A 13605-nucleotide genomic window follows, 5' to 3' on the forward strand; every position below is an offset into this window, starting at 1 on the left:
AATGAAAAGACTATTTCTACTATTCACTTTCTTATTGGGCTTTGCTCAGATGAGGGCGGATGAGGGGATGTGGCTGCTTATGCTCATCAAAAGACTTAACGGTGTTGATATGCAAAAAGAGGGTCTACACCTTACGCCTGAAGAAATTTATTCGGTAAACAATTCAAGCTTAAAGGATGCTATCGTAAGTTTCGGTGGTTTCTGTACAGGTGAGATTGTTTCTGATAAAGGACTTATATTTACAAACCACCACTGTGGTTACGGTGCTGTTGCTGCTGCTTCTACACCGGAAAAAGATTATTTGAAGAACGGTTTCTGGGCAATGAAACAGAAAGACGAGTTCAATGCAAAGGATCTTTACGTAAGATTTTTAGTGAGAATGGATGATGCTACTCAAAGGATCACTTCTAAACTAAACAACAATATGACCGGAGCAGAGAGAAAAGCTGTTATTGATGCTGAGACTAAAGCAATCCAGACAGAAAACTCTGAAAACGGAAAATATACTGTAGTGGTAAGAGATTTCTTCAACGGAAATGAATTCTACTATTTCGTATATCAGGATTATAAAGACATCAGATTGGTAGGTGCTCCACCTTCATCATTAGGAAAATTCGGAGGAGATACAGACAACTGGGAGTGGCCAAGACATACTGCAGACTTCACAGTTTTCAGAGTGTACGCTGATGCTGCAGGAAACCCTGCTGAATATTCTCCAAGCAATACTCCTTTGAAGCCTAAGCATTTCCTTCCTGTTTCTCTTAAAGGAATTAAGCCTGGTGACTTCTCTATGATCCTTGGATACCCTGGAAGAACGAACCGTTACCTGACTTCTTATGGAATTCAGCAGATGGTAAACAAAGATTACCCGGCTTGGGTTGAAGCTTCTAAACTTGCTATGGATGTAATGAAGAAATACATGGACAAGGATAAAGCAACTCAGCTTAACTATGCTTCTCAATATGCTTCAGTAGCAAACTACTGGAAAAACAGACAAGGAACTATTGATGCAGTAGATAAGAACGGAACCATTGCTGACAAGCAAAAAACTGAGGACATTTTCAGAAAATGGTCTATGACAGCTGGTAATGAGGCTTATGACGGAATTCTGGAAGATATTGCAATGTACTACAAGCAGGTTTCTGAAAGAAATGTTGAAAGAAACTATGCTTCTCAGTTCTCAAGAAATGCAAAATACATATCACTTGCGCTGCAAGTAGGATCTGTCCTTAAGACTTATGCTGCTCAGGATATGCAAGGAAGACTGGCTATGAAAGCTAAAACTGAAGCGGCTATTAAAGCAGCTTATGAAAACATTAATCCATCTTTAGAAGGAGAAATGCTTACTTCTATGGTTAACTTATACCAAACAAGAGTTACCAATAAAGACATTGCTTCTGCAACTATTTTAGGTCTTGATGCTAAAACAGTTTCTAACCTGGCATATTCTTCAATTTTCGCCAACAAAACTTCTGCAACGAACTTCTTATTGAATCCAGATGCATTGAAGCTTGATGCTGATCCACTTTGGAAAGCGGCTAACGGAATTGCTGCTGATCAAAAGATGAGTACTGAGAGATATGTTCAGGTAGATGATAATTTTGCTAAAAAGAACCGTATGTTCTTAGCTGGTCTAATGAAAGCTATGCCTGAGAAAAAATTCTATCCGGATGCTAACTCTACTATGAGATTAACTTACGGTACTGTAGATAAACTTCCTATCAGAAATGACAGAAACTATTTCGGTATTACAGATAACTATTATACAGACATGACTGGTCTTGTTGGAAAATACAAGAAAGGTGATGAAGAGTTTGATCTTCCTCAAAGAGTGATCGATCTTTATAACCTTAAAGACTTCGGACAGTATGCTGATGCTGCAGGATACATGCCTGTAAACTTCCTTTCTAACAATGATATTACGGGTGGTAACTCTGGTTCTCCGGTAATTGATGGAGACGGAAACCTTATCGGTATCGCTTTCGACGGAAACAGTGAAGCATTAAGCGGTGATATCGTATTCGAGCCTGAATGGCAGAAAACAATCAACGTAGACGTTCGTTTCGTTCTTTGGACAATTGATAAGTATGCAGGTGCAAGAAGATTAGTTGACGAATTGAAGCTTGTAAGAGGTGAAAACACCCCAGCTGATACAAAAACTAAAAACTCTGGCACTACTACAACACCTAAGAAAACTAATAAAAAATAATCTTATCTGATCTATTTTTAAAACCGTGAAATTTACTTTCACGGTTTTTTTTATTTTTGACTATTAAAATTTCTCATCATGAAGTCTCAAACTATCAAATTCAAAGCTATTATACAGCAAAACGGAGAGATGGATGCTGCGTTTGTGGAATTTCCTTTTTCTACGGAAGAACTTTTTAATAAAAAAGGTCAGGTAAAAATTAAAGCGCTATTTGACGGTAAAGTTGAATACCGTGGAAGTCTTGCCAAAATGAAATCGGACTGCCATATTCTCGGGCTTACGCAGGAAGTCAGAAAACAGCTTGGTAAATCGTTCGGAGATAATGTTTCTGTTTCGCTTATTGAAGATAAAGAAGAAAGAGTGGTAGAGATTGCCGATGATATTGTTTCTGTTTTTAATGAAAGCCCCGAAGCAAAAGCTTTATTTGACAAAATGAGTTATACGCATAAAAAGGAATATATCCGTTGGATAGAAGAAGCCAAGAAACCGGAGACCAGAGAAAACAGAAAGATAAAAATGATCCAGATGATTCTGGATGGAAAAAAGGGGATATAAAAAAGAGTCCAGGAAATCCTGAACTCTTACATTTTTTATTACTCAATCTATTATTTTAATAAGTATCATAAGTACAAATTGGGAAAGTAATATCCGCATCATTCACAGTAATATGAGATGGAATATTAGCTGTTATGGCATTTCCCGCCTTTGCTGCAATTTTAAAACGAACGGTACCTCCTGCAGTATTGATGTAGAAGATTGTTCCAAGAGATAGTTTATTTATATCTCCGGTCTTTATTGTAAACATTCTTGATCCTGCAACAGCGTCTACAGTATATCCTGACAATGCACTTCCAACTCCTGATTCTTTAACTACTGAAGTTTTATGGGTATTAAAATTGTAGAATTTCTCGCCAGTGCTGAAATTGAATCCAACCATAGCCGAAGCTGAAAGATCATTAACCGTTGAGTAAGTTTCTTCAGGGATTTCAAGGAATTTCACCTTTTCGATCTTTCCTCTATCTGCTCTGTTAATCATGACCTTTAACCTTACATTCTCATACGGTCTCTGGATAATTCCTACATACTTCGCTTCCGGAATGAATGACATATTATTCACATAATCTCCATCGTCTTCAGCTCCAATCTTAATAATTCTCACATCAGAAGTTATTCCAGGGGGAATCCAATAATCCTGCGGTCTAAAATCAAGTAAATTTATCTGAGCCTGCAGTAGAGTCTCATCTTTTATCATATTTCTATTCTCATCGAAAAGAACAAACTGTGGATAACGATGCCATTGCACCCATAAGTTGGTATTATGGTCATTGATTTTAAAAATCTGACAAAATTGATTATCATAATCGGCATTCGGAAACAACCCTGAATATTCATTAAAAGGCTCAAGATTTTTTACATAAAAGTGGCTGTCTGAACCATTGGTCTTTAAGTCACTGCTTAAATCTTCATCCAGTAAAACAACAGGTTTTTCTCCTATATATTTAATACCATTCTGATCTGTAAAATAAGTAAGATAATGGATTTGATTTGAACTAAAATTAAACTCGGATCCTCGGTGGAAAATACCAATTCTTTCTCCTTTTTTAATTTCAATTCTTGGCTCCAAAATAGAAATACCATAGCATGGAGCTGCCGAAAAATCAAAACAAAGTGTTTCCCAAGGGTCAATATCCAGTCCCCATTCAAATGCCTGATTAATGAAAAGCCATGAATTACAACCGTCGGAAACACTGTCTTTCTCAAATTTTACAAATGTTCTTCTTCGAGTGACAGTATTCGCATCCAGCAGTCCGGTAAAAGATCCAAATTCACCACCAATAACACGGTTGGCATTTGCCCAGCCCTTATTTGTATTTCTGATTACAAAAGCATCAAGATTAGACTGCATTGATTTTAACTGAATTTCGTTCCATGCAAAACCGGGAAATAGCCCAGGAGAATCATTAGCATCACAAATGATCCCCTTTGTAAAGAATGAAGCTCCCAGATACATTTTACAGTGCTGTGAACCCTGAAGCAATATTCCTATGTAATTATCTGAAGAAACATTCGTTCCGGGTATTCCTGAAATATTGGTGGTAATTGTATTTTTAAAACTATTCTGAAAGATCAATGCCGTTTTATCACTTGATCCTCTATAGAATATTTTATCTACAATAAAGTTTACCGGCTTTTTAAATAAAACCGTATCCGTAATTTTATATCCAATTGGGCTGTTCCCAACCAAAGTAACAGATTGCAGTTCAAGAGAATATTGTTCCCTTGGATCATTAGGATCAAGAGACACAAAGTCATAAAGTCTGTTAACGAAATCTGCAGCATTTAAAAATGCCTGTGTATCATCTGTGGTAGAATCTCCTTTTGCTCCAAAAAGCTCAATGTTAATAGGTTTTCCTGCCAGAAAACTTGTTAGTGCATAGTATTCATTTTTCCTTTTTCGGTAAATAATACCATCACATAAAGCATCTGTCATTGCTACAGGATTGGCTTCATGATACCAGTGGGTCACTTTCTGATAGTTTACGTTTTCTAAAGAATAACTGTCTACCAATTGTACCAAATCATCTGCAGGATCTGTAGAAGTGGGTGAAAAAAAATCGTTTGTAAATTTCATGTGGTTAATATTTATTGATTATAATTAGTTTACAGACAACAATTGATATGGCCATATTCCCTTTTTGTCTTGATACAAATATCGCTCTGCACAACGACAAAACTTGACGTATCATTTATGAAAAAAATATTTTAGATTATTTTGTCAGGATCTCAAAAAGTAGCCGACTATAGTTACAGATATCAATTATAACTATAAAAAATTACTTTTATGAACAAGTTTATTTTCAGAACATCGGTTTTAGCGGCAGCTACCTTAGCTGCATTTACTCTTTCTTCATGTAATGATTCGGATAACAACATGATGACGGATATGGCCTTTCAAAGAACCATTACTTTTGAAAACGTTGTAACTCCTAAAGATTTTGTAGAAAGCGGGAGTTTTCAGGGAACAGGCACTCCTCCTATTATTTTGCCGGGACAATCCGTTTCTATTAAATTCAGTGCAGGAAAAACACAAGCTTTAATGTTTGCCACCATGTATGGAGCTTCAAAAGACTGGTTTTTTGCCTCGCAACAGCCAGGTATCAAACTGTTTGACAACAATGGAAATGCTATTACCGGCGATGTTTCATCAAGCGTCCGATTATGGGACAACGGAACGAAAAATGACACGACAGGACAAGCCGAAAGCAAACCTATTATGCAGGTTCCTAATGTAAATGCAGCCCAGCTTGTGAAGCTTAATCTGGCTTACAATGACATCTCTTCTGAATTCACGCTTACGATCACCAATACTTCCGGCGGAACAGCCAACGAGACTCCTCTTTCTCCCGGAGTATGGGCAGTTTCCAATTACCTTGGTGGTCAGCTGGTGAACAGCACTCCGTTCTTTACCCCGAATGCTTTATCAAATCCGGAAATCACAGATATTGCTCAAATGGGGAGTATCACTAAAATGACGACTAAACTGAACGCCAACACAGGAATTATAACTGGTCTTTCTCCTGCATTGGTGGTAGTATACCGTGGAGATAAAAATCCTATTTATGAACTGGGAAAAACAGACAGTGGAATGGGGCTGAAAGACATTGCCCAATTTGGAAATATAGCCAAGCTTCAGAACAGCCTTAAATCCTTACCGAATGTAAAAGGCGTATATGTTGCGGGGAGTACTCCTGTAGCACCGGGAAGTAAAGTGACAACAAGCTTTAATGCTGATCCGGGTGATAAAATTGCCTATGCAACAATGTTTGGTTTTTCTAATGACTGGTTCTATGCCAACGAGCAAAGTATTGACGCGAATAATAAAGGGGATATTACTTCAAAAACCTCATTATTTGATTCAGGGACAGGGATTGACCAATATCCGGGAGCTGGAAATCACCAGGCTTTGTTTGGTGGAACTCCGCAAGCTGAGAATATGGTTATTTCCAAAGTTGGAAATCACTATCCGGTTCCTGCTGTTCAGAATGTAGTGAAGGTAACGGTGAATTAAAATCAATCTTTAGGTAAAGAAAAAGCCAGACATTAATAATGTCTGGCTTTTTTATTGTAAAGCATAATGATTCCGGCAAAAAATATAAGCTTTTTTATATTTTTAATTTCCCTTCCAAATATTGTTTTCCGCCACCATTGGTAATGGTTATAAAACCTTCATAATGGCTTACTTTTACGCCTAAATCATTAATTACTTCTTTAAAATAGCCTGTTTTCTCTCTGTTACCAGGGATAATATCTCCCTGCCAAAGAAATCTGGCTGACAGTCCTGTTTTATTCTGAAACGTGAGTGCTCCTAATGGGTTTAGCAATCCCCAGGATTTAAGATCAATCACAGCACTTTCATTGGCTGCAAAATCTTTAGACAATACAATAAAATTATTCATTTATTATTATTTACTTTCAGTTGATAAGGAAACAGAGCAGTGACTTCATTTTATTATCAGACAAATATCAGTCTGTATTACGACAAAACTTGACGCTTCATTTATTCTATTAAAGTTTATAAGTGCTATAACCAGGTTCGGATAAAATTCATTTGTCCATAGAAAAGCCCAAGCAGAATCTGTTTGGGCTTTTTAAATCTTCAAATATTATTCAACCTGAATTCCTAGATATTTTAAGTAAGAATCCAATATTTTTTTATCAAATACAGGCTCCTGAATGTCTGATCCTTCCAGAAACTGAATCACATTGGAACAATCCCATACGTAGGTATTCTGATAAAGCTCTACAGTGGATAACCCTTCGTGCATATTGTCCCTGAAAAGACTCGTCAGTGGATACAACCTATTTTTGCTGTCATCTTCCCATTGTTTTCTCCACTCTTTATAAGGAAGATCTTTCAGCGTGAAAGGATAGTATTTTTTCATAAGTCCAAAGAAATCTTCCAATGTAAGATTGGTTTCCGGGCGGGCTATCAGATTGAATTTTTTACCTATCGCTTCTTTATTCTTTGTAATATGAGCCATAGACTTCGTCATATAATCTACTGTGATAAGACCTTCTCTAAGTTCCGTCAATGCGGGATAAGATTTGAATTCTATACAGTTTTTCACCAATCCGGACCACCATTGATAGGATGCACTGGCTCCCGTTTCACTATGGCACATTGCATAGCCAAGACGATAAGTAATTAATGGCAGTCCTTCTTTTGCTGCTAAATCTGCAACCGCTTCCATTACCCATTTGCTTCTTACATAGCCTATATCTTTACTTACCGACATCAGGTTCTGTTCGATATCATCAGATTCAAGCATCACCGTTTTCCCTGTAAACAGATGTCCCCAGCTATACACTGAAATGGTAGATAATAAAGCAAGACATTTTGTTCTTTCCGCTCCTGCCAGTTTTATAATTTCTCTTAATCCTTCAACATTCGGGGCTTTCATATAGGAATAAGGTTCAATAAAGTTTACTGAACTTCCTGAATGGTAAATCAGATCGGTTTGCTTTGCTAATTTTTTGAATGTTTCTTGTGACAGTCCTAATGAAGGCAATGCTAAATCTCCCATTACAGGAATAATTCTTGACTTCTGCTCTTCTTTTTGAGGAATATCGTATTGTTTAAAACATCTATCAATTTTTTCCATTGCATGAAATTCATCCTGCGCTCTTACGAGGCAGTAAATATCAGCAATTGTCGTATCCAGAAGTTCCTGTAAAAGATGAATTCCTACAAATCCTGTAACGCCGGTTAGAAATATTGTCGTTGGGTTTTCTATCTGTTTAGGATCAAATCCTCCTGCAAAAACAGTTCCTGGGGCTAGATAAACATCTTTCTGCAGTTCGACATAGGGTTCCATATCTTCCACGGGAATGGCTTCCCTGGTTTCTCTGGCTCTTTCTATAAGAACTTCCGATAGCTGCTGTAGTACCGGATATTGATAAACATCCCTGAGATACACTTTTACATCAAGCTTTCTTTGTAATGTGACAGCAACCGTTGCCACCAGCAAAGAATTTCCTCCAATATCAAAAAAGTTATCTGTGATGTTGATCACAGGACGTTCAAGTGCTGAAGCCCAAACATCTACAATAATTCTTTCAGTCTCATTGGTTGGCGGCTCAAATGAAATAAGTTCTTTAGCTTCTTTATCGGCTAGGTCTCTTAGCGACTGGGTATCTGTTTTACCATTTGCTGTTACCGGAAATTTATCTATAAAAATAATCTGTGCAGGGATCATATAACCCGGAAGCTCTTCTTTTAGTGCATTCCGGACTGATGTAATATCTTTTTCAGCTTCTGGTTTTAGGACAATAAAAGCAATAAGATATTGAGTACTCCCTTCTGTTTCTCTACTGATGACTACGGCTTCCATGATATCATCCTGCTGAACCAAAGTACGTTCTATTTCTCCTAATTCAACGCGAAATCCACGAATTTTCACCTGATTATCTATTCTTCCTAAAAATTCAATATCGCCATTCGGCTGCCATTTTGCCAGATCTCCGGTACGATATAATTTTTCTGTTTCATTAAATGGGTTGGTAATGAATTTAGATGTTGTGAGTTCTTCATTATTAAGATATCCTTTCGCTAAAATATTTCCGCCAATACATAGCTCTCCAACCGCACCCAACGGTAACAATTCTATATTTTCGTTTACAATATAGGCTTTGGCATTGGCAATGGGTTTACCTATTGAGGAAATATATTTCCCATTCGTATCTTTCACTTTTTTGAAGGTAGCATATACTGTGCATTCAGTAGGACCATAATAATCTACCAATTCGTAACTTAATTCAGAAGTCAGTACTGGTTTTAGCTTTTCACCACCAGTAAAAAGATATTTTAATTTCAGATCATGATAGTTTCGGGTACAATTGACTACAGACGGAGCCAGAACAGATGGAACGAAACCGTGTGTAATCTGATTTCTTCTATAGTAATCCACCAGCGCGTGAGCATCTGTCCTATCTTCATTCCCTGCGATGAAAAGAGTTGCTCCAGAAGTAAGTGCCGACCATGTTTCCCATACCGATATGTCAAATGCCAATCCGGCAACAAGGGTCAACTTTGAACTGTGATCCACATGAAAATGATGATTATGCCATGTTACCAAATGCTGTATCGCCTGATGGCTTACCATGACTCCTTTCGGCTTTCCTGTTGAACCAGAAGTATAAATTGTATATGCCAAATCATTCTGGTGAATGTCAGCTTCCGGATATTCTGAAGGTAAGTTGTTAAGATGATCCATACTACTCAAATCAAATACTTTTGTCTTTTCCTTTTCAGATAAAAGACCCTGAAGATTTTGATTGGTAATAATCATATCGGAAGCGGTATCTGAAAGTATATACTCTACTCTTTTAACGGGATAAGCAGGATCTATTGGAACATAGGCCGCTCCCGTTTTAATAACTCCAAGCACTGCAACAATCCATTCTAAGGAACGATCCAGCCAGATAGGAACATACTTTCCTTCTTTGACGCCCTGGCTCGATAATGTATTGGCAACCTGGTTGCTTCTTCGGTCTAACTCTCTATAAGTGATCTTCCGATCCTCATAAATAACGGCAACCTTATCAGGATGAAGTATTGCCTGTTTCCGGAAAAGAGACTCCAATGTTTCTTCATGATGATAGTCCCAACCGGTTTTATTGAATCCATTTAACAGCTTTTCTCTGTCTTCATTTGACAGCAATACAGCGGCACCTATGGATAAGGTTTCTAATGAGGGAATTGTATTTGCCATTTTAATAATGTGATTTGGTTAAAAATTTTGTAATCAATAAATTTCTTTCTGTGTGAATCTGATTTTAAACTATAAGAAAAGATGAAACATCCGGGCACAAGCTATAGGCACAATTTATTTACTAAATGTGTTTTCATAATAGATTATTAAAAATCTGATTTACAATGATTTTAAATTGATCCACTTAATAAGCAGAACCGTAAACAACTTGAAAAACGTTATTTATTACAATCGAAAAGTGGGAAGAATAGACTTGGTATATTCTTAAGAAACCAAATACAGCGGCTATTCAGTGTTTAAAAAATTAATTTTCATAATATAATATTTTTGATTATTTGGTAATCAAACTTAACATAATAAATTAAACCAAGTGTTACATAATTACTATGTTAATCTCCAAAAAGAGAGTTAAACTTATGAAAAAACAAATTTGTATTTATTTTTAAATCAATTAAATAGCAATAAAACTAAGCGTTCCAAAACTCTCTATCAAGGCTTCTATACTGTATGGCTTCGGAAATATGGGAAGAAAGGATGTTTTGCGATTCTTCAAGATCTGCAATGGTTCTGGATACTTTCAGGATTCTGTCATATGCTCTTGCCGAAAGGTTCAGTTTCTCCATTGCTAATTTTATGAGATTGAAAGAGGCCTCATCCAGGCTGCAAAATTCTTCAATTTCTTTGGGACCTATCTGAGCATTGCTGCTGATATTGAGGTCCTGATAGCGTTTATTCTGAATGTCTCTTGCTTTCAATACCCGTTCTCTAATGTCTTTGCTCTTTTCTCCTTTCCTTTTTTCAGAAAGTTGTTCAAATTCTACTTTCTGGACTTCGATATGAATATCAATCCTATCCAGAAGTGGACCTGAAATTTTATTCATATACCGCTGCATTTCATAAACAGAGGATGTATTGTTAGGATCATCAGGAAAGAATCCGCTCGGGCTGGGATTCATTGAAGCGACTAGCATAAAACTTGCCGGATAGTTTACAGTAAACCGGGCTCTTGAAATAGTGACCTCTCTGTCTTCTAAAGGCTGTCTCATTACTTCCAGCACTGTTCTTTTAAATTCAGGCATTTCGTCCAAAAATAGTACCCCGTTATGAGCAAGAGAAATCTCTCCGGGCTGCGGGTAGCTTCCCCCTCCTACTAAAGCAACATCAGAAATTGTGTGGTGTGGAGATCTGAAGGGACGAACGGTCATCAATGAGGCTTCGGTTCCTATCTTTCCAGCTACAGAATGAATTTTGGTTGTTTCTAGTGCTTCTCTCAATGTCAATGGAGGCAAGATACCGGGAACTCTTTTAGCCAGCATGGTCTTTCCGCTTCCGGGAGGCCCGATCAGAATGATATTATGGCCGCCTGCTGCTGCCACTTCCATCGCTCTTTTGGCGGCTTCCTGACCTTTAACTTCAGAGAAGTCAAAGGGAAAGTCGTCGATTTTCTCCTGAAATTCCTTTCTGGTATCCAATATAACTCTGTCAAGAGGCTTTCCTTCATTAAAAAAGTCAATGACCTCTCTGATATTCTCTATGCCATATACTTCAAGATCACTTACAATGGCCGCTTCTCTGGCATTTTGTCTTGGAAGAATAATACCTTTAAAACCTTCTTCTTTCGCCTGAATAGCAATTGGTAAAACTCCTTTAATAGGCTGCAGGCTTCCATCGAGAGAAAGTTCACCCATAATAATATAATCTTTAATGTTTTCTGCCAGTATCTGATCTGAAGCCGTTAAAATACCGATTGCAATACTAAGGTCATAAGCCGAACCCTCTTTCCGGAGATCTGCCGGAGCCATATTAATCGTAATTTTTTTCCCAGGAATTTTATATCCTACATTTTTTAATGCGGCAGAGATTCTATAACTGCTTTCCTTAATAGCATTATCGGGAAGACCCACCAGATGGTATCCTACTCCACCGGTGTCTACATTTACCTCAATTGTTATGGTCTGGGCAGCTACTCCATGAATGGCACTTCCATAAATTTTGATCAGCATGACATGTTTTTGAAGTAAAAATAATCAATATATTATTTTGAAAATCTGACAATTACATTGATAATTTTCTATAAAAATAAGTGTACTTAAAAAGGTATCAATAAAAGAATATCGAGATTTGATCTTCAGCATTATTAGGCTTGCATAAGGTACTTATTCCCAATTATTTTTAAGACGCAGCGTTGTATACAAAGTGTTCTATCATTTTCAATTCAGGAAAAATTATTCCCATCCAACACTTATCTATCCAATGAAATCCTCTTTAGCAGTCTCTTCTTCATTCCATATAGCATACATCCTAATAAAAATCAGGTTTTAAAGGAGAAATAAAACCATCCTACTGTTTAGAATTAGTATAAATAAAGTTATATTTGCAGCTTATTTATTTTTAACAAGACTAAATAGAAATAAAATGCAGCAGACCACCACCAAAAAAAACAAAGGTACCTTCAAAAAATACATTCTAAAAGTTCATTTATGGCTCGGATTGTTTTCAGGTATCATTGTATTGGTAGTTTCTCTGTCAGGCGCATTTTTTGTTTTCAATGAAGATATTACCGCTGCCCTGCGCAAGGAAAATACTTTTCATGGAGAAAAAGATATTCAGCATAAGAAGCCTATTCCTATACATGAGTTAAAAGATATGGTGAATGCCCAGCTGAAAAATGAAATTGTAAAAACAGATGAAGTCACCATTCCTATAGATGCTGCCCGCTCTTATCAGTTCGGACTGATTAAAGTTAATAAAGATGGCTGGAATCACTTCAATACCTTTATTGTTTATAAAAACGTTTATGTAAACCAATATACCGGGAAGGTACTCGCCATATATGATGTAAAAAATAATCCTTTCTTTATCTGCATGACTCTGCACCGCTCGTTGCTGCTAAGCAATAAAATTGGCGGTACTATCGTGGGAATTTCTACCATCATCTTTGTCATAATGCTGATTACGGGAATTATACTATGGTGGCCGAAGAATAAAAAAATGCGCAAACAGCGCCTATGGTTTCGATGGGAGAAAGTAAAAGGCTGGCGACGTAAAAATTACGATGTACACAATATCCTTGGGTTTTATGCCTCTTTTCTTGCCATTGTTGTAGCCATTACCGGTATTATGTATTCGTTTCGTATTACCCAAGTTTGGGTATATGCATTACTCAATGGCTTTTCCACTGCTACACCAGATTTCAGTCAATATAAAACAACCGCTCCGGAATCTGTGGAGACTGTAACAACCATAGACCGTATTATAGAACAGGTAAAAACTCATTATCCTCAAGCTTATTCTTTTGGAATTGATCTTGAAGACCATGCGGAAGCAGATCACAAACACGATAATTTAAGCATCTGGATCAAGGATAAAGAATTTACTTATGCCGAGTCTTCAATGATGATTTTCGATGAACATTCTGGAAAGCTTTTATTTAATCATCCCCACGAAGACAAACCTATGGCAGAAAGAGCTACAGATGCTACATATGATCTTCACGTGGGAGCTTTTTTCGGAATGCCAGGAAAAATTTTAGCATTTATCATGAGTTTATTCTGTGCCTCATTGCCCATAACCGGATTTATGATCTGGTGGGGCAGAAAAAATAAAAAAAAACCAACAACCTAA

Annotated in this window: 8 protein-coding genes; 4 read left to right on the top strand and 4 right to left on the bottom strand. The window is 37.1% G+C overall.

The window, feature by feature from the left end:
- Window position 1: 1 nt before the first annotated feature.
- Window positions 2-2209, top strand: a complete 2208-nt coding sequence (locus tag AC07UM_RS11985) for a S46 family peptidase (RefSeq protein ID WP_494683295.1) — start codon at window positions 2-4, stop codon at window positions 2207-2209.
- A gap of 78 nt (window positions 2210-2287) precedes the next feature.
- On the top strand, window positions 2288-2764 hold the full coding sequence (locus AC07UM_RS11990; RefSeq protein WP_494683294.1) for a DUF1905 domain-containing protein: 477 nt from the start codon (window positions 2288-2290) through the stop codon (window positions 2762-2764).
- Window positions 2765-2819: 55 nt separating this feature from the next.
- On the opposite strand, the gene AC07UM_RS11995 is transcribed toward AC07UM_RS11990, so the two are convergent.
- Entirely contained in the window at window positions 2820-4841 is a 2022-nt protein-coding gene (locus AC07UM_RS11995; RefSeq protein WP_494683293.1) for a hypothetical protein, read from the bottom strand.
- A 210-nt stretch (window positions 4842-5051) separates the two neighbouring features.
- On the opposite strand from AC07UM_RS11995, the gene AC07UM_RS12000 reads away from it, so the two are divergent.
- Window positions 5052-6278, top strand: coding sequence for a spondin domain-containing protein (locus AC07UM_RS12000; RefSeq protein WP_494683292.1), 1227 nt, complete (start codon window positions 5052-5054; stop codon window positions 6276-6278).
- Between the two features lie 94 nt (window positions 6279-6372).
- On the opposite strand, the gene AC07UM_RS12005 is transcribed toward AC07UM_RS12000, so the two are convergent.
- From AC07UM_RS12005 to AC07UM_RS12015, 3 genes are all read right to left on the bottom strand, one after another.
- Entirely contained in the window at window positions 6373-6666 is a 294-nt protein-coding gene (locus AC07UM_RS12005; RefSeq protein WP_494683291.1) for a hypothetical protein, read from the bottom strand.
- A gap of 207 nt (window positions 6667-6873) precedes the next feature.
- Window positions 6874-9981 (bottom strand): non-ribosomal peptide synthetase family protein, encoded by a 3108-nt coding sequence (locus tag AC07UM_RS12010; RefSeq protein ID WP_494683290.1) that lies wholly within the window; start codon window positions 9979-9981, stop codon window positions 6874-6876.
- Between the two features lie 467 nt (window positions 9982-10448).
- Window positions 10449-11984 carry a YifB family Mg chelatase-like AAA ATPase gene (locus tag AC07UM_RS12015; protein ID WP_494683289.1) on the bottom strand — a complete coding sequence of 512 codons (1536 nt, stop codon included), beginning with the start codon at window positions 11982-11984 and terminating at the stop codon, window positions 10449-10451.
- 412 nt (window positions 11985-12396) lie between these two features.
- On the opposite strand from AC07UM_RS12015, the gene AC07UM_RS12020 reads away from it, so the two are divergent.
- The gene (locus tag AC07UM_RS12020; RefSeq protein ID WP_494683288.1) at window positions 12397-13605 is read left to right on the top strand and encodes a PepSY-associated TM helix domain-containing protein; all 1209 of its coding nucleotides are present in this window, start codon (window positions 12397-12399) and stop codon (window positions 13603-13605) included.

The sequence above is a fragment of the Chryseobacterium sp. GW821-FHT04C04 genome (assembly GCF_059420365.1).

Coding starts and splice junctions, on each gene's coding strand:
- AC07UM_RS12020 (WP_494683288.1), top strand. CDS start 12,397: ATGCAGCAGACCACCACCAAAAAAAACAAAGGTACCTTCAAAAAATAC.
- AC07UM_RS12015 (WP_494683289.1), bottom strand. CDS start 11,984: ATGCTGATCAAAATTTATGGAAGTGCCATTCATGGAGTAGCTGCCCAG.
- AC07UM_RS12000 (WP_494683292.1), top strand. CDS start 5,052: ATGAACAAGTTTATTTTCAGAACATCGGTTTTAGCGGCAGCTACCTTA.
- AC07UM_RS12010 (WP_494683290.1), bottom strand. CDS start 9,981: ATGGCAAATACAATTCCCTCATTAGAAACCTTATCCATAGGTGCCGCT.
- AC07UM_RS12005 (WP_494683291.1), bottom strand. CDS start 6,666: ATGAATAATTTTATTGTATTGTCTAAAGATTTTGCAGCCAATGAAAGT.
- AC07UM_RS11985 (WP_494683295.1), top strand. CDS start 2: ATGAAAAGACTATTTCTACTATTCACTTTCTTATTGGGCTTTGCTCAG.
- AC07UM_RS11990 (WP_494683294.1), top strand. CDS start 2,288: ATGAAGTCTCAAACTATCAAATTCAAAGCTATTATACAGCAAAACGGA.
- AC07UM_RS11995 (WP_494683293.1), bottom strand. CDS start 4,841: ATGAAATTTACAAACGATTTTTTTTCACCCACTTCTACAGATCCTGCA.